General features: G+C 67.3%; 18 protein-coding genes and 1 tRNA gene. 7 read left to right on the plus strand and 12 right to left on the minus strand.

The window, feature by feature from the left end; all coding sequences use genetic code 11:
* Window positions 1-617 precede the first annotated feature (617 nt).
* Together metX and C0541_RS05835 are read left to right on the plus strand one after the other, a co-directional pair.
* The gene (metX, locus tag C0541_RS05830; protein WP_115046607.1) at window positions 618-1820 is read left to right on the plus strand and encodes a homoserine O-acetyltransferase MetX; all 1203 of its coding nucleotides are present in this window, start codon (window positions 618-620) and stop codon (window positions 1818-1820) included.
* A 95-nt stretch (window positions 1821-1915) separates the two neighbouring features.
* Complete coding sequence (locus C0541_RS05835) at window positions 1916-2236, plus strand: DUF1294 domain-containing protein (protein WP_238601270.1); 321 nt, start codon at window positions 1916-1918, stop codon at window positions 2234-2236.
* Between the two features lie 66 nt (window positions 2237-2302).
* Here the strand turns inward: C0541_RS05835 and C0541_RS05840 are convergent, their stop codons facing one another.
* The 3 genes from C0541_RS05840 to cydD all read right to left on the minus strand — a co-directional run bounded on the left by C0541_RS05840 (window position 2303) and on the right by cydD (window position 6516).
* Window positions 2303-3004, minus strand: coding sequence for an energy transducer TonB (locus C0541_RS05840; RefSeq protein ID WP_153064961.1), 702 nt, complete (start codon window positions 3002-3004; stop codon window positions 2303-2305).
* A 129-nt stretch (window positions 3005-3133) separates the two neighbouring features.
* A complete protein-coding gene (gene cydC, locus C0541_RS05845; protein WP_115046613.1) occupies window positions 3134-4810 on the minus strand; it encodes a thiol reductant ABC exporter subunit CydC in 1677 nt (558 codons plus the stop codon).
* Window positions 4807-6516, minus strand: a complete 1710-nt coding sequence (cydD, locus tag C0541_RS05850) for a thiol reductant ABC exporter subunit CydD (protein ID WP_161959903.1) — start codon at window positions 6514-6516, stop codon at window positions 4807-4809. The genes cydC and cydD overlap by 4 nt, the downstream gene beginning before the upstream one ends.
* Before the next feature lie 178 nt (window positions 6517-6694).
* Between cydD and C0541_RS05855 the strand changes: the two genes are divergently transcribed.
* The 5 genes from C0541_RS05855 to C0541_RS05875 all read left to right on the plus strand — a co-directional run bounded on the left by C0541_RS05855 (window position 6695) and on the right by C0541_RS05875 (window position 11175).
* On the plus strand, window positions 6695-8317 hold the full coding sequence (locus tag C0541_RS05855) for a cytochrome ubiquinol oxidase subunit I (protein WP_115046615.1): 1623 nt from the start codon (window positions 6695-6697) through the stop codon (window positions 8315-8317).
* Between the two features lie 15 nt (window positions 8318-8332).
* Entirely contained in the window at window positions 8333-9484 is a 1152-nt protein-coding gene (cydB, locus tag C0541_RS05860; protein ID WP_115046617.1) for a cytochrome d ubiquinol oxidase subunit II, read from the plus strand.
* Window positions 9485-9577: 93 nt separating this feature from the next.
* Window positions 9578-9688 carry a cytochrome bd-I oxidase subunit CydX gene (gene cydX / locus C0541_RS05865; protein WP_115046619.1) on the plus strand — a complete coding sequence of 37 codons (111 nt, stop codon included), beginning with the start codon at window positions 9578-9580 and terminating at the stop codon, window positions 9686-9688.
* Between the two features lie 60 nt (window positions 9689-9748).
* Window positions 9749-9825, plus strand: a tRNA-Pro gene (locus C0541_RS05870).
* A 123-nt stretch (window positions 9826-9948) separates the two neighbouring features.
* Window positions 9949-11175, plus strand: coding sequence for a CynX/NimT family MFS transporter (locus tag C0541_RS05875; protein WP_161959956.1), 1227 nt, complete (start codon window positions 9949-9951; stop codon window positions 11173-11175).
* Here the strand turns inward: C0541_RS05875 and C0541_RS05880 are convergent.
* The 9 genes from C0541_RS05880 to C0541_RS05920 all read right to left on the minus strand — a co-directional run bounded on the left by C0541_RS05880 (window position 11156) and on the right by C0541_RS05920 (window position 20655).
* On the minus strand, window positions 11156-13069 hold the full coding sequence (locus C0541_RS05880; RefSeq protein ID WP_115046625.1) for a CocE/NonD family hydrolase: 1914 nt from the start codon (window positions 13067-13069) through the stop codon (window positions 11156-11158). The two genes, C0541_RS05875 and C0541_RS05880, sit on opposite strands and share 20 nt — an antisense overlap.
* Before the next feature lie 121 nt (window positions 13070-13190).
* The gene (locus C0541_RS05885) at window positions 13191-14435 is read right to left on the minus strand and encodes a glutamate-5-semialdehyde dehydrogenase (RefSeq protein ID WP_115046627.1); all 1245 of its coding nucleotides are present in this window, start codon (window positions 14433-14435) and stop codon (window positions 13191-13193) included.
* A 158-nt stretch (window positions 14436-14593) separates the two neighbouring features.
* Window positions 14594-15748 carry a glutamate 5-kinase gene (gene proB, locus C0541_RS05890; protein WP_115046629.1) on the minus strand — a complete coding sequence of 385 codons (1155 nt, stop codon included), beginning with the start codon at window positions 15746-15748 and terminating at the stop codon, window positions 14594-14596.
* Window positions 15749-15761: 13 nt separating this feature from the next.
* On the minus strand, window positions 15762-16022 hold the full coding sequence (locus C0541_RS05895) for a YciI family protein (protein ID WP_115046631.1): 261 nt from the start codon (window positions 16020-16022) through the stop codon (window positions 15762-15764).
* Window positions 16022-16375, minus strand: coding sequence for a cupin domain-containing protein (locus C0541_RS05900; protein WP_161959904.1), 354 nt, complete (start codon window positions 16373-16375; stop codon window positions 16022-16024). Before C0541_RS05900 ends, C0541_RS05895 begins: the two co-directional genes overlap by 1 nt.
* Window positions 16375-17670, minus strand: a complete 1296-nt coding sequence (locus C0541_RS05905) for an argininosuccinate lyase (RefSeq protein WP_115046633.1) — start codon at window positions 17668-17670, stop codon at window positions 16375-16377. Before C0541_RS05905 ends, C0541_RS05900 begins: the two co-directional genes overlap by 1 nt.
* 77 nt (window positions 17671-17747) lie before the next feature.
* Window positions 17748-18698 (minus strand): N-acetyl-gamma-glutamyl-phosphate reductase, encoded by a 951-nt coding sequence (argC, locus tag C0541_RS05910; protein WP_115046636.1) that lies wholly within the window; start codon window positions 18696-18698, stop codon window positions 17748-17750.
* Entirely contained in the window at window positions 18695-19306 is a 612-nt protein-coding gene (locus C0541_RS05915) for a GNAT family N-acetyltransferase (RefSeq protein ID WP_115047321.1), read from the minus strand. Before C0541_RS05915 ends, argC begins: the two co-directional genes overlap by 4 nt.
* A gap of 5 nt (window positions 19307-19311) precedes the next feature.
* Window positions 19312-20655 (minus strand): acetylglutamate kinase, encoded by a 1344-nt coding sequence (locus C0541_RS05920; RefSeq protein WP_115046638.1) that lies wholly within the window; start codon window positions 20653-20655, stop codon window positions 19312-19314.
* Window positions 20656-20699: the final 44 nt, after the last annotated feature.

Raw genomic sequence — 20699 nt, forward strand, 5'->3', positions numbered from 1 at the left:
GCACTGTTGAAACCCACGCACACCGACCATCTGTGCTGGTCCTTGCAGCAAACCCGCAGCGTCGCGGGCGCGGTGCCCTCACCGCTTGCGGGACACGCCGGGAACCCGTCCCTGGGGCCCCGGTGGCGGTATCCATGCCGCCACACGGTCCCGCAACCGGCAAGGGCACGCACCAGACAATTAGTCGGCGCTCATCTGAAAAGCCGTCTGTCGTGCGGTATGCATCAGACCTGGAACCGCTGCTTCGTGATTCAACGAGGCGCATCCAGCACTGCTCTTCCCATGCACACCGACCGTCTCAACTGGTCCTTGCCCGCTCACCGTCGCGGGACCCTGAGCGGCATGGATGCCGCGCCGGAGCCTACATGGACGTACTTGCGGCGTGTCCCGCGANTCGCGGGACCCTGAGCGGCATGGATGCCGCGCCGGAGCCTACATGGACGTACTTGCGGCGTGTCCCGCGATGGTGGGCGGGCAAGGGCCTTGCAGCCAGGCCACAGGTCCGCCGCTCTGGAGAATGGCATCGCACAGCGCAAGGCCTCAAACCGACTCCCGACTCCCGACTCCCCATTCCCCTCCTGCACCCCGGCACACGCCATGGCAGATAGAATTGCCACATGACCGAATTCATTCCTCCCGGCACGCTATTCCACGCGCTGCCCTCGCCGTTTCCGATGAAGCGCGGTGGTGAGCTGCACCAGGCGCACGTGGCCTACGAAACCTGGGGCACGCTGGCGGCCGATCGCAGCAACGCGGTGCTGATCGTCACCGGCCTGTCGCCGAACGCGCATGCTGCGGCAAGTCAGGCCAATGCCGAGCCGGGCTGGTGGGAGGCGATGGTCGGGCCGGGCAAGCCGATCGATACCGCGCGCTGGTTCGTGGTGTGCGTCAATTCGCTGGGCAGTTGCAAGGGCTCGACCGGCCCGGCATCGATCGACCCTGCCACCGGCGCGCCGTATCGCCTGAGCTTCCCGGAATTGTCGATCGAAGATGTGGCCGATGCCGCCGCCGACGTGGTGCGCGCATTGGGCATTGCACAGCTGGCCTGCCTGATCGGTAATTCGATGGGCGGCATGACCGCGTTGGCGTTACTGCTGCGGCACCCGGGTATCGCGCGCAGCCATATCAATATCTCCGGCAGTGCGCAGGCATTGCCGTTTTCGATCGCCATCCGCTCGCTGCAGCGCGAAGCCATCCGCCTGGATCCGCACTGGAACGGCGGCCATTATGACGACACCCGTTACCCGGAATCGGGCATGCGCATGGCGCGCAAGCTTGGCGTGATCACCTATCGCTCGGCGCTGGAATGGGACGGCCGTTTCGGCCGGGTGCGGCTGGATTCCGAGCAGGCCGCCGATGACCCGTTCGGGCTGGAATTCCAGGTCGAAAGTTATCTGGAAGGCCACGCGCGCCGCTTCGTGCGCTTCTTCGATCCCAACTGCTATCTGTATCTGAGCCGTTCGATGGACTGGTTCGATCTGGCCGAGTATGTCGATGACGCGCCAACCGCTGATGCGCGTGCCGATGGCAGGCAGGTCGACAGCGCACACCTTGCCGGCAAGCCCGACACCGGCGTCTCGACCGACGCAACGGTACTGGCCGGCCTGGCACAGATCCGTATCGCGCGCGCGCTGGCGATCGGTGCCAATACCGACATCCTGTTCCCGGTGCAGCAACAGGAACAGATCGCCGAAGGCCTGCGTGCCGGCGGAGCCGACGCTCGCTTCATCGGGCTGGATTCGCCACAAGGCCACGATGCCTTCCTGGTCGACTTCGCGCGCTTCGGCCCCGCCGTGCGCGACTTTCTGGACGCCAGCTGATTTCCGGAACTGCGCAACGGCGGCGCGGCCCGTCACGACAGCATGGCCTGCCGCGCAAGACGCTGGCCCTGCTGTTTCTGCTCGGCATGGCGGCGATGACGGTTGCAGGTCGCCTGCCAATGCTGCTGGCGCTGTGGTACGCGGCCACCAGCAGCGTGGCGATGCTCGCCTACCGGCGCGACAAGCGCGCGGCCCAACGCGGCCGGCAACGTACGCCGGAAGCGACCCTGCACCTCATCGCACTGCTCGGCGGCTGGCCGGGCGCGTTGCTGGCGCAGCAACTGTTCCGGCACAAATCCAGCAAGACGGCCTTCCAGCTGCGGTTCTGGATCACCGTCGTGGTGAACGTCGCTGCCTTGTGCTGGGCATGGCAACACCCCGCGTTGATGGCTGCGTTGGACACATTCCCTGATTGAGGCAGCGCACGCGCTCACTGCACCCGAGCGTTGCCCGCATGCATGCGCACTACCTTGACCGGCCGGCTACGACTCGCCCCTGGACAGCAGCTTTACCGGCGAATCCACCACCACGGTCTGGTCTGCGGCGTCTCCAAGCGCCTGGAGGCATTCCTGCGACAACGCCTGCCGCGCCAACTCCAGCGAGCGCTGCTTGTCGAGATCGCGCGGAGTGGTCGGGCCGCCCGACAGCATGACATTCGTCTGCATGCGGGTGGACACCGGCACATTGTTCAACTGCTCGGGTTTGAAACGCTGCGCCTTGACCCATTGCGCAGCCATTCCCTCCAACCAGCGCGCTCCGCGTGCGTCGGTCGGGCTGTTGATGTGCACCTGCTCGAAGGTTGCGCGCCCGTTCGCCAGCACGTTGTAGTCAATTGTCAGCTGCAACGCCGTGGCCGACAGCAGGCCCGGCGGTGGCGCCGATCTGGGCTGGAACCCAACACGCGGCGGCCGGTAAGGACCATTGCCCGCATTGGCGATTGCCAGGCTGACTGCATCGTGTTTCGACACCAGACATGCTGCGACCTGCACATAAGTGACCGCCGAGACCGGCCTGCCTTGCTCGGTTGGCGGCGCGAACGTCCAGGCGCTTACGCGACGCTCGATGGATTCCCGCACTTTCTCGTGCAGGCCTTGATCGGCCTGCGCCGAAACGATGGAACCATCGGGACCGACCTCGACCCTGACCTGTGTCATGAACGCCGACGGCTTGGAGACCTCGGCCACTGCGGCCTGCGTCATGCACGCAGCCGCACAGAGCACTGCCTTCATCCATCCTTGCATGTGCTGCATCATCGATTCCTGTCGAAGTGGTTACCCGATCCTCGCTGATGGCCGCGGCCTGCGCAAGGACCCCTAGGCCAACGGCTCCAGTGCACCGGCGCGCATGCGATAGCGCCGCTGCACCACGCCATCGGGCACGCTGTCGTGGGTGATCATCACCAGGCTGCGTTCGCCCAGTGCCGCCGATAGATCCAGCAGCAAGGCGTGCGCGGTATCCACGTCCAGGCCGTCGGTGGGTTCGTCCAGCAACAGGATCGCTGCGTCGCGCAGCAGCGCGCGCGCCAGCGCCAGCCGGCGCGCCTGGCCGGCCGAAAGCGTGGCGCCGTTTTCGCCGACCCAGGTGTCCAGGCCGTTCTGCGCGGAGGCCCACGCGCGCAGACGCACCTGCTCCAGCACGCTCCACAGCGCCGCATCGCTTGCGTCCGCATCGCCGATGAGCAGGTTGTCGCGCACCGTGCCGGCGAACACCGGGGCATTCTGCGGCAGCCAGGCGATACGGCGATGCCAGTGCGCCTGCGCCATGTGGCGCAGGTCGATACCCGCGTAGCGCACCTGCCCGGCCTGCGGGTCCCACAGGCGCAGCAGCAGTGCGGACAAGGTGCTCTTGCCGCTGCCGCTGTCGCCGCTGATGGCGATGCGCTCGCCGGGCGCCAGCGTCAGATCGAGCGCCTGCAGCACCGGACGTGCGCTGCCCGGCCACGCAAAGCCGACCTGGTCCAGCTGCAGCGTGCCGCTGCGTGGCACCGCCACTGGCTGCGGCGGATCGAGCACCGACGGCGCCTGATCGACGATGGCCTGCAGGCGTTTGGCCGCAACCCGCGCGCTCTGCAGCGCCTGCAACGCGAGCCCGGCGCCGGCCCATACTTCCAGCAGCGCCATGGTCAGGAACACCAGCCCGGCCGCCATCTCCGCCGCAATCAACCCACGTTCGGCGGCGCTGAGAGCCAGCCACACCATGCCGGCCAGGCCAAGGCCGCCGCAGGCCGCATGCAGCAGATTGCCGCCGATCAGGCGGCGGCGTTGCAGGCGGTCGCCATCGACCACGGCCGCCGCCGCCGCATCGACCTGCTGCAGCCAGGCACCTTGCGCATCCACCGCGGCGAGATCGGCCGCACCTTCCAGGCCCTCGAACGCCTGCGTGCGCAAGGCGGTGCGTTGCCGGGCGCGCAGCTGTTCGCGCTGCGCCCCGCCGCGTGCCACCTGCCACGGCACCACGCCACCGATGACGACACCAAGCACCACCAGCAACACTGCAGCCGGCGGATGGATCAGCGTCGCTGCAACCACGCCGGCCACCCAGATGCCAAGCAAGGCGCTCAACGGTGCCAGCGCGCGCACGCTCACGCCATCGACCTCGCCGATGTCGGACATCAGCCGCGCCAGCAGATCGCCGGTGCGCGTGGCCGACAGGCGCCCCGGTGCCAGCGGCAACGCACGGCGGAAGAACCACACGCGCAGATCCCGGGCGATGCGCAGCGTGGCGTCGTGACCGATCAATTTTTCGCCATAGCGCGAGACGATGCGCGCGAAGGTCAGCGCGCGGATGCCGGCCGAAGGCGAGAAGAAGTTGAAGCCGGTGCCCATGCCCGCGACACCGGCCAGGGCGGCGGCGGTCAGGAAGCTGCCGGACAGGCCGAGCAGGCCCACGCCGGCCAGCATGGTGACCAGCACCAGCAGGGCCGACAGCAGCAGGCGCCAGGCATGCCGGCGGAAGATATCGCGCAGGCGATCGGGCGGTGCGGTGCTCATGGCAGCTCCGATACCACGGTGGCGCCGCGCAGGTCGATCACCGTATCGGCCCACTGCATCACCGCCGCGCTGTGCGTGGCCACTACCACCGCGCGGCCGCGTGCAAATACAGCCAGCGTGTGCAGCAACTGCGCTTCGGTGTCCGGGTCGAGAAAGGCGGTGGGTTCGTCCAGCAGCAACAGGTCCGGCTCGCGCAGCAACAGCCGTGCCAGGGCCACGCGCCGCGCCTCGCCACCGGACAATCCGAAGCCGCGTTCACCGATCACCGTGTCCAGGCCGTCCGGCAACTGCGCAGCAAAGCGCAGCACCTGCGCAGCTTCGGCCACGGCACGCAGCCGCGCCTGGCCGGCCTGTGGATCGGCCAGGCGCAGGTTGTCGGCGATGCTGCCGTGGAACAGGTACGGCCGCTGCGTGGCATAGCCGATGCGGGCATCCGCACGCAGCACCACGCTGCCCGCCTCCGGTGCAAGCCAGCCGGCCAGCCCCTCGAGCAAGGTGCTCTTGCCGCTGCCGCTGGCACCGATCACCGCCACGCGCTGCCCCGGCTGCAAGGTCAGCGAAAAATGCGCGACCACGCGGTGTGGCGCGCCCGGCGGCCGCAACGCAAGATCGCACGCCTGCAGCAATGGGGCCTGCGCCTGCGCAGGTTCCATCACGCGCGATGGAGGCACCCGCACCGTTGCCGACGGTGGCTCGAATCCTTCCAGCAGACGCTCGGCTTCGGCCACCGCCGCCAGCGCATTGGCGCGGTCGTGGTAATGCGCGGCCAGCCGCCGCAATGGCGCAAAGAATTCCGGCGCCAGCAGCAGGCAGAACATGCCTGTGCCCAGCGTCGGCAAGCCGTGCAGATTCAACATGCCCAGATAGGTCAGCCCGAAGTACAGCGCCACGATCGCCACGCTTACCGAGGCGAAGAATTCCAGCACCGTGGACGACAGGAAGGCGATGCGCAGCACCTTGAGCGAGCGCTCGCGCACGCCTTCGGCGGCGGCGGCAATGCCGGCCAGCTCGGCCTCGCCACGGCCATACACGCGCAGCAAGCCCAGGCCCTTGAGGCGGTCGGCAAAGTGCCCGCCCATCCGTGCCAGTTCGCCCAGCTGCTCGCGCCCGGCGGCTTCGGCGCCCCAGCCCACCAGCATCATGAACACCGGAATCAGCGGCGCGGTCAGCAGCAGCACCAGGCCCACCACCCAATCGACCGAAAACACCGCGATCAGGATCAGCGGCGGCACCAGCGTCATTTCGGTGCGCGCGAGCTGGTAGCCGACGAAGTAGCCCTCCAGCGCGTCGGTGTGCGCCAGGCTCAGCTCGCCCAGTTCGCCGCTGCGTTGCCGGCGCAACCACACCGGCCCGTGCTGCACCAGACGGCTTGCGATGCGGGCACGCAGTTCGCGCCTGGCCACATCGGCCACCTCGCCGGTCAGCGACTGCGCCCAGGCATTGAGCATCGCCCGCCCCAGCAGCGCACAGACCAGCCCCGCGCCCACGTTGCGCAGCTGCGCCAGCGCCAGGTGCTGCACCAGCGCCGCCTGCAGCAACCAGGCGATCGCCGCCGCCTGCGCCAGCAGCAGCACGCCGGACACCGCCACCGCCACGCCGGCCAGGCGCCGCGCACGCGTGGCCGGGGCGGCCAGTGCATCCAGCCACTGACCGCGTTGGCGGCGCTGGGCTGGCGTTTCGCTGGCTCGCACGCTGGGCTGGCTCACATCGCTCTCTGGGAAGACATCGTGTTGCAGGCGATTGTAAGGCGCCACCTCCCGCTCCGGGCTGCGCAGTGTGCCGCACCCGTGGGCCCCGGCATTGATCTGGATCAACGCGCTTGGCGCGGCAAGCGCAGATGATCGGCTGCATTCCTTCATCGACACCCAACCAGGCCCACCCGCCATGATCGACTCGACAGTTGTTGAACTGTCGCGGCTGCAGTTCGCAGTCACCGCGATGTACCACTTCATCTTTCCGCCGCTGACCATGGGCCTGTCGTTCCTGCTCGGCATCATGGAGAGCGTCTATGTGATGACCGGCAAGGACATCTGGCGGCGCATGACCATGTTCTGGGGCGTGCTGTTCGGCATCAACTTCGCCATGGGCGTGGGCACCGGCATCGTGATGGAGTTCGAGTTCGGCATGAACTGGTCGTACTACAGCCATTACGTCGGCGACATCTTCGGTGCGCCGCTGGCGATCGAGGGCCTGATGGCGTTCTTCCTGGAAGCGACCTTCCTGGGCCTGTTCTTTCTCGGCTGGAACCGGCTGAGCAAGGTGCAGCACCTGGCCACCACCTGGCTGGTGGCGCTGGGCAGCAACTTCTCTGCGCTGTGGATCCTGATCGCCAATGGCTGGATGCAGAACCCGACCGGGGCAGTGTTCAACCCGGACACCATGCGCATGGAAGTGGTCGATTTCATGGCCGTGCTGTTCAACCCGGTGGCGCAGGCCAAGTTCGTGCATACCGTCAGCGCCGGCTACGTGCTCGGTGCGGTGTTCGTGATGGCCATCAGCGCGTTCTACCTGCTGCGCGGCACCCATGTTGAGATGGCACGGCGTTCGTTCGCGGTGGCTGCCGCGTTCGGCCTGTTGTCGTCGCTGTCGGTGGTGGTGCTCGGCGATGAGAGCGGCTATGCCGCCAACGAACACCAGAAGATGAAGCTGGCCGCGATCGAGGCCATGTGGGAGACCGAAGCCGCACCGGCCGACTTCACCGCATTCGGCATTCCCAACCAGCAGACCCATCGCAACGACTACGCGGTCAAGATTCCGTATCTGATGGGCCTGATCGCCACACGTTCGCTGGACCAGCCGATCCCCGGCATCCTGGAGCTGGTCGGCCGTGCCGAGCACCGCATCCGCGGCGGCCAGATCGCCTACGGCGCGCTGGAGCGCATCCGTGCCAACAAGGACGACGCGCAAGCGCGCGAGGTCTTCGATGCGCATTGGCAGGACCTGGGCCACGGCCTGCTGCTCAAGCGCTATCGCGACGACATCGGCAATGCCACGCCGCAGCAGATCGCCCAGGCCGCCATGGACACGGTGCCGCGGGTACTGCCGCTGTTCTGGACCTTCCGCATCATGGCCGCCATCGGCATCTACCTGATCGCCTTCTTCGCCATCGCGTTCTGGTTCGCCTGCAAGCACAACTTCCAGGACAAACGCTGGTTCCTGACGGTGGCGCTGTGGACCTTGCCGCTGCCGTGGATCGCGATCGAGTGCGGCTGGTTCGTGGCCGAATACGGCCGCCAGCCGTGGGCGGTGGAAGGCGTGCTGCCGACCTTCTATGCCGCCTCGGGACTGGACCTGTACGAAATCGTGTTGACCCTGGTCGGCTTCACCGCGCTGTACACCACGCTGCTGGTGATTGCGATCAAGCTGTCGCTGAAGACGATCCGCAAGGGCCCGGACGTGCTGTTTCCGCCGACGCACCGCACCCCGGCACCGCACAACGACTCGCCCCACGCGTCCTCACCCAACGCCCCACTGAGCACCGGCGCGCTGGCCGGCGGCGCACCGTAAGCCAGGAGAGACACCATGGATTTCATCTTGCTCGACTACACCACATTGCGCGTGATCTGGTGGCTGTTGCTCGGCGTACTGCTGTCCGGCTACGCGGTGATGGGCGGCTTCGACCTGGGCGTCAGCACCCTGCTGCCGCTGGTGGCCCGCAACGATGCCGAACGCCGGCTGGTGATCAACACCATCGGCCCGGTCTGGGAAGGCAACCAGGTGTGGCTGATCCTGGGCGGCGGCGCGATCTTCGCCGCCTTCCCGCCGCTGTATGCGGTGAGTTTTTCCGGGTTCTACCTGGCCATGTTCCTGATCCTGTTCGCACTGATCCTGCGTCCGGTCGGGTTCAAGTTCCGCGGCAAGCTGGTCGACCAGCGCTGGCGCAACACCTGGGACTGGGCCTTGTTCGTCGGCGGCTGCATTCCGGCGCTGATCATGGGCGTGGCGGTCGGCAACGTGCTGCTCGGTGTGCCGTTCCACTTCGACGCCAGCATGCGCATCTTCTACAGCGGCAACCTGTTCGGACTGCTGACGCCGTTCGCGCTGCTCGCCGGCCTGCTCAGCGTGGCGATGTTGATGGCACACGGCGCCGCGATGCTGGTGCTCAAGACCGACGGACCGGTGGCCGCGCGCGCGGCGCGTTTCGGCAGCATCGCCGCGCTTGGCGCGGTGGCGTTGTTTGCCGCCGCCGGTGCGTGGGTGGCGCTGGGCCTGCCGGGGTATGCCGTGACCTCGGTGCTGGCCACCGATGCGCCGACCAATCCACTCGGCAAGACCGCCGCCCTCACCGCCGCCGGTGGCTGGCTGCACAACTACAGCAGCATGCCGGCCACCTTGATCGCACCGCTGGTCGGCCTGGTCGGGCTGGCGATGAATGCGCTGCTGTTGCGTGTACGTCGCGGCGGCCTGGCGTTCATCGCTTCGGGTTGCGCCATCGTCGGCATCGTCTTCACCGTCGGCTTTGCGTTGTTCCCGTTCCTGCTGCCCTCCTCCACCGCACCGAGCGCAAGCCTGACGCTGTGGGATGCCTCCAGCAGCCGTCGGACGCTGTGGATCATGCTGCTGGCGACCACGGTGTTCATGCCGATCGTGCTGGCCTATACGAGCTGGGTCTATCGCGTGCTCAAGGGCAAGGTCACTGCCGACGAACTCTCGGCCAATCCCAACGCCTACTGAGCGTGCCCGCCGCGCGTGGCGCTGCGGACGCGCGTGGCACCCGCGGCGGGCCTTCAACGTCCCACGTATTTCAACGACTCAAGGAGAACGACAATGTGGTACTTCGCCTGGATCCTCGGCACCGGCCTGGCCGCACTGGCGGCCGTGCTCAACGGCATGTGGTTCGAAGCACGCGAGCTGGAGCGTGGCCAACCGCATCAGTAAAAATATTTACGATAGATGCTTGCCGATTCCGCATTCCCTATGTAACATACGCGGCTCCTTCGGGGTGTAGCTCAGTCTGGTAGAGCGCTACGTTCGGGACGTAGAGGTCGCAGGTTCGAATCCTGTCTCCCCGACCAGTTTCAAAACACAAAACCGGCCTCGTGCCGGTTTTGTGTTTTCAGGCGCTGGCGCATGCAGGTGCGCAGTGCGGATGGTCTGTCATGTTTGTTGTCATTGCCGCTGCCTCCCCGTCCGCCCGGTTGCGTGGTCGTGGCCTGGTGCTGGCTGCCATTTTGTTGTCTGCCTTCAACTTGCGTACCGCGGTGACGTCGTTGACGCCGCTGCTGGAACGCATTGCACACGAGTACGCATTCGGCGCGCCCACCATGGGCGCGCTCGGCATGTTGCCGACCGCGGCATTTGCACTGACCGGGGTCGCCACCCCGGCCTTGCTGCGCCGCTTCGGCCTGCTGCGCACGGCACTGCTGTCGATGGCATTGGCCACCCTCGGCCTGGTGTTGCGCCCGCTGTTGCCGCAGACCAGCGGACTGTTCATCGGATCGCTGGTGGCGCTGGCCGGCATGGGCATGGGCAACGTGGTGCTGCCGCCGCTGGTGAAGCGTTACTTCGGCGATCGCGTCGGCGGCGTCAGCACGCTCTACATCACCGTGCTGCAGGTGGGCACCCTGCTGCCGGCACTGCTGGCGGTACCGGTGGCCGATGCGCTTGGCTGGCGCAGCTCGATGGTGGTGTGGGTGTTGCCGGCGCTGCTGGCGCTGGTGGCCTGGGCCATGGTGCATACCAGCCACCGCCGTCTCCGCGCGACCGGACCGGCACCGGTCACGCCCACGCCCGAAGCCGAGGGCCGCGTGGCACGCACCGCCCTGGGCTGGAGCATGGCGGTGACCTTCGGCATGACCTCGCTGGTCACCTATTCGATGTTCACCTGGTTGCCGACACTGCTGCGCGAAGCCGGCGCCTCGCCCGCGTTCGGCGGCACCATGCTGGCGTTGTTCGCCGCACTGGGCATGGTCGGTGCCTTGACCATGCCGGCGCTGGCAGTGCGCATGCGCAACCCGTTTCCGATCGTGCTGCTGTGCGCGGCCTGCCATCTGGTCGCGTTCGCCGGGCTGTGGTGGGCGCCGTTGGCCGCGCCGATCCTGTGGGTGACCCTGCTCGGCCTGGGGCCGAGCACGTTTCCGCTGGCCTTGGTGCTGGTCAACCAGCGCAGCCGCACCGCGGCCGGCTCGGCGGCCCTGTCCGGGTTCTCGCAAGGCATGGGCTATGCGATGAGCTGCCTGGGGCCGTTCCTGTTCGGCTGGCTGCACGCCCACCAGGGCGGCTGGACCTCGCCATTCGTGTTCCTGGTGCTCTGCATCCTGCTGCAGCTGGCGGCCGCCTGGGTGGCCTGCCGCCCGCAGCTGCTGGAAGACGTCTGGGTACCGGCGCCGCGCGGCGCCGGCGTGGTCAACGTACCGGCAGACTGATGTAGCTGGGCTGCTCCGGGCTCACGTAGACGCGCTGGGTGGCCTTTTGATAATCGCCGGGCCTGGCGAAGAAGATGTTGTCCACGTAGGTCTGCGGGTTGCGGTCGTACAGCGGAAACAGGCTGGACTGCACCTGCACCATCACCCGGTGCCCCGGCTGGAAGGTGTGGTTGGCGGTCGGCAGGCCGAACTGGAACGCCAGCGGCTGATTGGACGCCAGCGGCTTGGGCGTGCTGAAACTCTCGCGATAGCGGCCGCGGAAGATCGCCAGCGACACCGGCAATTCGTAACCGCCCATCTTCGGACTGGACGCCATCTCGTCCGGATACACATCGATCAGTTTCACCACCCAGTCGCTGTCGCTGCCGCTGGTGGAGGCCTGCAGATGCACTTCCGGTGCGCCGGCGATCTGCAGGGGTTCGGTCAGCGGTTCGGTAACGAAGGTCAGCACGTCCGGACGGCCGTCGACGAAGCGCTGGTCCTGCACCAGCCAGGTGGTCCACATGCTGCGATCACCGAAGTCCACCGGGCGCGGCACGAACGGCACCGGCTTGGCCGGGTCGGCCACGTATTCCTCGAAGCCTGGCTGCCCCGCGGCCGGCCGCTGGAACGACAGCTTGCCGCCGGCCTGCAGGTACAGCGGCTTGCTGGTCGCGGCGCAGCCCTTGGCGCAGCTGCGCGGCCAGGCCTGCAGACGGTCCCAGTGGTTCTCTCCGGTGTTGTAGATGAACACCGGCGGCGTGCTCGCCTTGGGCGCGCCATCGACCAGGTATTGGTCGAAGAACGGGCGCAGCACGTCGTGACGGAACTGGCGCGCGGTATCGCCGTCGAAATTCAATGCGCCCAGCGCGCTGCCATCGTAGTTGACCTGGCTGTGCCGCCACGGGCCCATCACCAGGTAGTTGAGCGTATTGCCCTTGTCGCGCGGCTCCATCGCCGCGTAGCTATGAATCGCGCCCCACATGTCCTCCTGGTCCCACAGCCCCTGCAGCCACATGGTCGGCACCTTGAGCGGCGTGCGCGCCATCACCTTGTCCAGTGCCTGCTCCTGCCAGAACGTGTCGTAGGCGGCGTGTTCGGTGAGCTTGTGCCACCACGGCAGCTGCTCCAGGCCGGCGGCCTTGGCGAAGTCGCCCGCCGAGCCGGCGCGCAGCAGGTTGCTGTAGTCGTCATGGCCCTGGCGCGCGATGTCGATGCCCTCGCCGCGCTGGGTGAGCTGGCCGGTGAAGTAGTCGAAGTTGACCTGGCGGAATGCACCATAGTTGAACCAGTCGTCGCCCATCCAGCCGTCGATCATCGGGCTTTCCGGCACCGCGACCTTGAGCGCCGGATGCGGGTTGGTCAGCGCCATCACCACGGTGAAGCCTTCGTAGGACGAGCCGATCATGCCGACCTTGCCGTTGGACTCCTTCACGTTTTTCACCAGCCAGTCGATGGTGTCCCAGGCATCGGTGGCATGATCCACCTCGCTGGGATTGAGCGCACCGCGCAGCGGCCGGGTCATCACGTAATCGCCTTCCGAGCCGTACTTGCCGCGTACGTCCTGGATCACGCGGATGTAGCCGCCTTCCACGAACACGTCATCGCCCTGCGCGAGCAGGTCCTTCATATGCGGCGAGGCCATGCGCTCGGTGCGCCCGCTGGCGTTGTACGGGGTGCGCGTCAGCACCATCGGTGCGTTGCGTGCGCCCTTGGGCAGCACGATCACCGTATGCAGCTTGACCCCGTCGCGCATCGGGATCATCACCTCGCGCTTGATGTAGTCATTGGCGGCATCGCTGGCCACGAACGGCTTGCCGGTGATGTCCGGCGTCATCGGCGAGGTTTGTGCCAGCGCCCCGCCGCTGGCGGCGGCAATGGCGGTGGCGAGTAGGCAGGCGGCAAGACGGCGCATCGACGACTCCGGAACGTGCGGGGGGCAGTCCTCGACTGTAGGCAGGGCGCGGCCTGCCGGGGGAGTGTCAAAGGTCGTGGTTGGCGGGTGGCTGGCCAGCGTTTGGTTGCGCTGCAGCCGCTCAGTGCCGTACCTGGCCTTCGCCCCGCACCACGAAGCGCTCCACGGTCAGCGCTTCCAGGCCCATCGGGCCGTAGGAATGCAGGCGCGTGGTGGAGATGCCGATCTCCGCACCCAGGCCGAGCTCGCCGCCGTCGGAGAAGCGCGAGGAGGCGTTGACCATCACCACCGCCGAGCGCAGCGATTGCACGAAGTGCTCGGCATTGGCGGCGTCGCGGGTGGCGATCACCTCGGTGTGGTCCGAACCGTATTGGCGGATATGCGCCAGCGCGGTGTCCAGATCCGGCACCACGCGGATGGCCAGGATCAGGTCGAGGAATTCGGCGGCGTAATCCTCGTCGCTGGCTGCGCCAAGATCCGGCAACAGTGCGCGCGTTGCCGCATCGCCACGCAGCTCCACGTTACGGTCGCGCAGGGCCTGCGCCGCCGCCGGCAGGAAGCGCGCGGCGATGTCGGCATGCACCAGCAAGGTCTCCAGCGCATTGCAGGCCGATGGCCGGCTGGCCTTGCCATCGACCAGCAAGCGCACGGCCAGATCCACGTCCGCCGACGCATCCACGAACAGATGGCACACGCCCTTGTAATGCTTGATCACCGGCACGCGCGCATGCTCGGCGACGAAGCGGATCAGCCCCTCGCCACCACGCGGAATCGCCAGATCGACGATATCGCTGAGTTGCAGCAGCTCCAGCATGGTCTCGCGGCGCAGATCCTCCACCAGGGTCAGCGCCGCTTCCGGCACGCCGGCCTCGCGCAGGGCACGCTGCAGGGCGCGCGCAATCGCGGTGTTGGAATGGATCGCTTCCGAGCCGCCCCGCAGGATCACGCCGTTGCCGGCCTTGATGCACAGTGCGGCCGCATCGGCAGTCACATTCGGGCGTGCTTCGTAGATCATCGCGATCACCCCCAGCGGCACGCGCACCTTCTGCACGACGATGCCATTGGGGCGAACATCCTCGCGCGTGACCTGCCCGACCGGATCGGGCAATTGCGCGACCTCGCGCAGCGCGGCGGCGATGCCGGCCAGGCGCCTGTCGTCCAGCGCCAGCCGGTCGAGCATGGCCGTGCCCACGCCCTTCCCGCGCGCCGCCTCCAGATCGCGCGCATTGGCCGCCAGGATCACCACTGCATCCTGCTCCAGAGCAGCGGCCATTGCCTCCAGCAAGGCCTGCTTGGCAGACGCGGACAGTTGCGACAGCACTTGCGCCGCATCACGGCATTGCAGGGCGAGGGATTTGATGGTCATTGGAGGGCCGGGATTGGGGAGTCGGGATTGGGGATTGGCAAAAGCGGCAATACCGTTTTATCACCACAGGGAATCAGTCGTCGGGACACGGAAGCAACGTTAGGGAAACGCGGTGCACATGCGTTTGCAAATCCCCAATCCCGACTCCCCAATCCCCGCTACAAAAGCACCAGATCATCGCGATGCACCACGTTCTCGCCATAGCTATACCCGAGCACGGGCTCGATCTCGCGCGAGTGGCGGCGCGCGATGCGGCGGATATCCACGGCCGAGTACTGGCTGACGCCGCGTGCCAGGCAGCGCTCGCCGCTGTCGTCGCGCAGGCGGATCTCCACCATGTCGCCGCGCCGGAAGTCGCCCTGCGCACCGGCCACCCCGCCCGGCAGCAGCGAGGCGCCCTTGTCGGTCAGCGCGGCGGCGGCGCCGGCATCGATCAGGATCGCGCCCGCCTCCACCGGTGCGTGACGCAACCAGTACTTGCGGGCGGCGATGCGCGTGCGCGCGGCATGGATCCGCGTGCCGCGCAGGCGGTCCTGCGCCAGCGCGCGCACCACCTCGCCATTGCGGCCGTTGAACAGATAGGTGTCGATGCCGGCCGCGCCGGCCTTGGCAGCGGCCTCGAGCTTGGTGCGCATGCCGCCGGTGCCCACGCTGCTGCCACTGCCGCCGGCCATCGCCAGCACCTCGGGGGTGAGTTCGGGCACCTCGTCGAGCGGCCGCGCCAGCGGATGGCTGCGCGGGTCGGCGCTGTACAACCCGTCGATATCGGTGGCGATGAACAAGGCATCGGCATCGACCAGGGCGGCGACGATCGCCGCCAGGTTGTCGTTGTCGCCCAGCTTGAGCTCGTCCACCGACACGGTGTCGTTTTCGTTGACCACCGGCAACGCCCCCAGCCGCAACAACTCGCCCAGGGTGGCGCGTGCGTTGAGATAACGACGGCGGTTACGCAGGTCGTCGTGGGTGAGCAACACCTGCGCGACGGGGCGCTCGAAAAAGCGCTGCCACAGTGCGATCAACTGCGCCTGCCCCAGCGCGGCCAGCGCCTGGCGCGCGGCGATCGGTGCGCCGGCCTCGGCGGCCCTGGGCAGGATCGCCCGGCCGGCCGCCACCGCACCGGACGAGACGATCACCAGCTCGCGCCCGGCGGCCAGATTGGCCGACACGAATTGCGCCAGGCCCAGTGCAAAACGCGGCGACAAGCCACCGCCATCGGCGGCCAGCAGGCTGCTGCCGACCTTGAGCACCGCACGCCGCCACGGTGGCAGCGCTTGCTCGGTAAACGACACAGCAGTGGCGATGGGCGTGCTCATGGCGACGATCTGCTCAGTGGGTGTTCCACTCATGGACGGTCAGCGTGGAGGCATCGCGCAGCACCAGCGGATCGCGTGCCACGATCTGCTGCGCCTGCTCCAGGCTGTCCACGTTGACCAGCACATAGGCGCCACCGCTGCCATCGCTGAAGCCGCCGGTCAGCTCCAGCTGCCCGGCCGCCCGCAGCGTGTCGAGAAATGCGCGATGCGGCTCCACCACGTCGGCCGGGAACTGCGGCTTGCGCAGCGCCAGCACCAGATAGCGCAGCGCCATCAGCCTGCCTCCTTGTCGGGGGTTGCCGCGCTACGACCGAACGGCGTGGAAATCACCAGAAAACGCGCTTCGCTCCCGGACAGGTTGTGCATCTGGTGGGTGGAACCGGGCGGCACATGCAGGCCCTGCCCCGCGCGCAGCACATGCTGCTCGCCATCCAGCTGCAGCATCACCTCGCCGGCCAGCACATAGAAGAAATGCCGTGCGCGGCTATGCCGATGGCGCAGTTCGGCAGCGCCCGGCGGCATGCGTTCTTCCAGCACGCTCAGGTTGGGATCGCGCAGCAGGTGCCAGCCATCGCTGGCCTCGCCCCACGGATAATGTTCTGCGCTGTCGGTACTGATCACGGCCATCAGAGCAGCGCCTCCCAGCGGGCACGCAGCACGTCCAGCTGCAGGTCCGCGGCGGCGCCTGGCGAGACGCGCGCGGCCAGGCTGCCTTCCGGCGTGCGGCCCTGCCCGGCGGTGTCGGCCGATTCCGCCGCGGCCTTGTAGGCCTCGCGGAACGGCACACCGGCAACGGCCGCTTCCACCGCCACATCGGTGGCGTACATGCCCGAATCGATCGCCGCATGCAGCTTGTCCGGGCGCCATTCCAGGTTGGCCAGCAGGGCCGGCAGCAGTTCCAGCGCCGCCAGGCCGCGCCCGAAGCCATGCACGATCGCCCCCTTGCTGCTCTGCAGATCACGGTGATAGCCCGACGGCAGCGACAGCAGCTGTTCGATCTCGGTGCGCGCGGCGGCCACGCTGGCGTGGGTGGCGCGCATCAGCTCGATCACGTCGGGGTTGCGCTTGTTCGGCATGATCGAGCTGCCGGTGGTGTACTGCGCCGGCAGCGCGACGAAGGCGAACTCGCCGCTGGTGAACAACGACAGGTCCCAGGCAATCCGGCGCAGGTCCAGCGTTGCGCTGCCGAGGGCCTCGAGCGCAGCCAGTTCGTACTTGCCACGCGAGAGCTGCGCATAGACCGGCGAGACCTGCAGGCGTGCAAAGCCCAGCTCGGCGGTGGTATGCGCACGGTCCAGCGGCAGGTTGACACCGTAACCGGCCGCGGTACCGAGCGGATTGCTGTCCACCAGGCGCAGGGTGTCGGTCGCACGCACCGCATTGTCGATAAAGGCCTCGGCCCAGCCCGCCCACCACATGCCGGCCGAAGACACCACCGCGCGCTGGATATGCGTGTAGCCCGGCACCGGCAACGCGGCTTCTGCCTGCGCGCGATCCAGCGCCACCTTGGCGATCTCCGCGCCGAGCTCGGCCACGCGCTGCAGCTTGTCCTTCAACCACAGGCGGGTGGCGACCAGGATCTGGTCGTTACGGCTGCGCCCGGTGTGGATCTTGCGGCCGGCATCGCCCAGCCGCTCGGTCAGGCGCGCTTCGATCGCCGAATGGCAGTCCTCGTAGCGCTCGTCCAGCACGAACGCGCCACTGCGGAAATCGGCCGCCAGCAGGTCGAGCTGCTCGCTCAGCCCGCCCAGCTCCTGCAGCGACAGGATGCCGATGTGCTGCAGCCCCTGCGCATGCGCCTTGCTGGCAGCGATGTCGTACAGGAAGAACTCACGGTCCAGGATGACGTCGTCGCCGGCCAGGAAGCTCTGGATCTTGGCGTCCACCGCCACGCCGGGTTTTTGCCACAACAGATTGGTCATCGGAAAGCGTCTCGAGTAAGTCGTCCAGTTAAACCCCCGCACATGGAGGTGCGGGCTCTTGCGAGGGACCTGCATCATCAGCCAATCGCAGTCAATTCGTCCCAGCCCAATGCCAGGTTGAGATTCTGCATCGCCTGCGTCGCCGCGCCCTTGAGCAGGTTGTCCAGCGTGGCCACCACCACCACCCGCTTGTTGCCCGGCGCCAGCGTCACGCCGCCGATCTGCACGCCATGCCGGCCGGCGATGCGGCTGACCCACGGCGCTTCATCGACGATCTCGATCAACGGCTCGTCGGCGTAACGCTGCGTGTAGCGCGCCTGGACCTGCTCGCGCGTCAGCGCTTGCTGCAGCCACAGGTTGACGGTCATGGTGATGCCACGGAAATGCGGCGCCACATGCGGCATGAACTCCACCGGCACGCCGAGCTGCGCAGAGACTTCGCGCTCGTGCATGTGGTTGGTCAGCGCATACGGCATCAGGTTATCGGCCAGCAACTCGGGGTTGTTCTTGTCCGACGGCGTGGTGCCCGCGCCGGAATACCCGGACACGCCGAAGCACTGCGGCGGGCCGGCCAGTTGGTCGAGCAACGGCGCGATCGTCAGCTGCATCGCGGTGGCATAGCAACCCGGGTTGCTGATGCGCTTCTGCCCGGCGTAGTTGCCGCGCGTGAGCTCCGGCAACCCGTAATACCAGGCCGGATCGAAGCGGTAATCGGCCGACAGGTCGATCAACAGCGTCTGTGGCCTGGCCGCATCGATCGCCGCGACGAAGGGCTCGGCCTTGCCGTTGGGCAATGCCAGGATCACCACGTCGGCGGCCTTGGCGGCCACCGCCTCGGCATCCAGGCTCTCGTAGCGCAACTCGCCACGATAGGCAGCGTTGTGGTCGGCCACCGGCTGCCCGGCCAGTTCGCGCGAGGACACGAACACCAGCTGCAGATGCGGGTGTGCCACCACCAGCTTGATCAATTCCGATCCGGTATGCCCGCGGGCACCGACGATGCCGATGGTGGTTGCTTGAACAGTCATGCGTTTGCTTCCAGGCGGAACTGCAGGTGGCGTTTGACCCCGGCCCATTCCGTATCGATGATGGAGAACACCACGGTATCGCGCGGCGTGCCGTCGGGGTGACGGGCATGGTTACGCAGCACCCCGTCCTGCTTTGCACCGAGCCGCGCAATCGCCGCGCGCGAGGTGTGATTGAACCAGCTGGTCTCGAACACCACGCTCAGGCAGCCCAGCGTTTCGAAGGCGTGTTGCAGCAGCATCCGCTTGGTGTCGGTATTGACGCCGCTGCGCTGCACGCGCGGCGCGTACCAGGTGTAGCCGATCGACAGCTTGGGTACTGTCGCATCCAGCCCGTAATAGCGTGTGCAGCCGACGATCTCGCCAGCCGCGTCACGCACCACGTAAGGCAGCGCCAGACCGTCGGCCTGCGCCACCAACGCGGCGCCCACGTAGTCGTCCACCTGCGCTGGCGCCGGCACGCCGGTGTACCACAGCCGCGACAGCGCCCCGTCGCCTAATGCGGCACGCAGACCATCGGCATGCGCAGCCTGCAACGGGTCCAGCGTGGCGTGTTGCCCGCGCAGCGTGGGCAGCTCGCGCCAGTGCGATGGCAATGCGACGGGCGCCATCGGACTCAGCCCAGCAGCGTCGGCTGGCGCGTCGCGCAATGCGCCACGCAGTGCTGGATCTGCTCGAAGCTCTCCAGCCCGTACCAGAACACCTTCCACTTCTCCTGCTTGATGCAGCCGTCGGACTCGGCGTAGTAGAAGATGTTGACCTGGTTGTTGTGCCGCGAGCGCCAGAACAGTTGCGGGGTTTCCTCGCGCATCACGTTCCACACCGCGCGGCCCAGGCCTTCGCCCTGCGCATCGTCGAGCACGGCGAACTTGTCCAGGTAGATCAGCGCGCTTGCGCCCAGCATGCCTTCATCGGTGAGGATCACCGCGGCGCGATAGTTCTCGCTGACATAGGCACGCAACAACCTGGTGTTGCTGAAGTACTCGGGCACCAACGTGCGGCCGAAGCTGGATTCGATCAGCGTCTTGAGCCGCGGCAGGTCCAGTTCGTCCCACGAGGTCGCGCGCAACACGCGCTCGCCGCGCCGCACCAGCGTGCCCGAGCCCTTGTGGGTGAACAGCTCCTTGGCCAGGTCCGCCGGCCGGGTGATCGATACCGACGATTCCAGCGGCAGGCGATCGAGCAGGTCCTTGATCTGTTCGATCTTGACCCGCATGCCGCCATTGATCCACGGCTGCTCCATCAGGTGATCGTATTCGGTGGACAGGTTGATCGAATCGATCACCTTGCCATCGGCATCCAGCAGACCGCCGGTGCCGGTGAGGAAGATGATCTTGTACGGCTGCAGCTCCTGCACCAGTTCGTTGGCGGCAAAATCCGCGTTGATGTTGAGGATCTGCCCGCTCGGCGTCTCGCCCAGGCTGGTGATCACCGGGATCGAGCCGGCCTGCAGGCTGGCTTCGATCGGTGCCAGGTTCACCGCCTTGACCTCGCCGACCAGGCCGTAGGTGTCGCGGTCCAGATACTGCGCCTCGAACACGCCGCCGGTGATCGAGGTCGCACGCGCACCATTTTGCTGCAACGCCTCGACCAGCTTGAGGTTGGAGGCCTGGAACACCTTGCGCACGATCGCCAGCGCTTCGGGCGAGGTTACCCGCAGGCCGTTGACGGTGCGCTTGTCGATACCCGCCGCCGACAGTTCGGCATCCAGCTGCGGGCCGGCGCCATGCAGCACGATCGGGGTCAGCCCCACTTCCTGCAGGAACGACAGCGAGGAGGTCAGCGCGTCCAGGTCGTCGCGCAGCACCGCGCCGCCCACCTTGACCACCGCAAAGCGTTTGGCATCCAGCTGCGAGAAACGCTTGAGATACTGGCTGATTTCCTTGGCGCTGGCCATGCTCGAAAGCAGGCGCACGATGGTCTGGCGGGTCTGTTTGTGGGGCTGTGCGGAGAGGGACATTGCGGTGATCGAAGGGAGGAATGGCCGCGCCAGGCGCGGAATGC

This window comes from Xanthomonas arboricola, from assembly GCF_003353015.1.
In the GTDB taxonomy this organism is placed as follows: Bacteria; Pseudomonadota; Gammaproteobacteria; order Xanthomonadales; family Xanthomonadaceae; genus Xanthomonas; species Xanthomonas arboricola_E.

What these genes read in the sequence shown, in the direction of transcription:
- metX (WP_115046607.1), top strand. Translation starts at nt 618, where the DNA reads ATGACCGAATTCATTCCTCCCGGCACGCTATTCCACGCGCTGCCCTCG.
- C0541_RS05835 (WP_238601270.1), top strand. Translation starts at nt 1,916, where the DNA reads ATGACGGTTGCAGGTCGCCTGCCAATGCTGCTGGCGCTGTGGTACGCG.
- cydC (WP_115046613.1), bottom strand. Translation starts at nt 4,810, where the DNA reads ATGAGCACCGCACCGCCCGATCGCCTGCGCGATATCTTCCGCCGGCAT.
- C0541_RS05855 (WP_115046615.1), top strand. Translation starts at nt 6,695, where the DNA reads ATGATCGACTCGACAGTTGTTGAACTGTCGCGGCTGCAGTTCGCAGTC.
- cydB (WP_115046617.1), top strand. Translation starts at nt 8,333, where the DNA reads ATGGATTTCATCTTGCTCGACTACACCACATTGCGCGTGATCTGGTGG.
- cydX (WP_115046619.1), top strand. Translation starts at nt 9,578, where the DNA reads ATGTGGTACTTCGCCTGGATCCTCGGCACCGGCCTGGCCGCACTGGCG.
- C0541_RS05880 (WP_115046625.1), bottom strand. Translation starts at nt 13,069, where the DNA reads ATGCGCCGTCTTGCCGCCTGCCTACTCGCCACCGCCATTGCCGCCGCC.
- C0541_RS05885 (WP_115046627.1), bottom strand. Translation starts at nt 14,435, where the DNA reads ATGACCATCAAATCCCTCGCCCTGCAATGCCGTGATGCGGCGCAAGTG.
- proB (WP_115046629.1), bottom strand. Translation starts at nt 15,748, where the DNA reads ATGAGCACGCCCATCGCCACTGCTGTGTCGTTTACCGAGCAAGCGCTG.
- C0541_RS05895 (WP_115046631.1), bottom strand. Translation starts at nt 16,022, where the DNA reads ATGGCGCTGCGCTATCTGGTGCTGGCGCTGCGCAAGCCGCAGTTCCCG.
- C0541_RS05900 (WP_161959904.1), bottom strand. Translation starts at nt 16,375, where the DNA reads ATGGCCGTGATCAGTACCGACAGCGCAGAACATTATCCGTGGGGCGAG.
- C0541_RS05905 (WP_115046633.1), bottom strand. Translation starts at nt 17,670, where the DNA reads ATGACCAATCTGTTGTGGCAAAAACCCGGCGTGGCGGTGGACGCCAAG.
- argC (WP_115046636.1), bottom strand. Translation starts at nt 18,698, where the DNA reads ATGACTGTTCAAGCAACCACCATCGGCATCGTCGGTGCCCGCGGGCAT.
- C0541_RS05915 (WP_115047321.1), bottom strand. Translation starts at nt 19,306, where the DNA reads ATGGCGCCCGTCGCATTGCCATCGCACTGGCGCGAGCTGCCCACGCTG.
- C0541_RS05920 (WP_115046638.1), bottom strand. Translation starts at nt 20,655, where the DNA reads ATGTCCCTCTCCGCACAGCCCCACAAACAGACCCGCCAGACCATCGTG.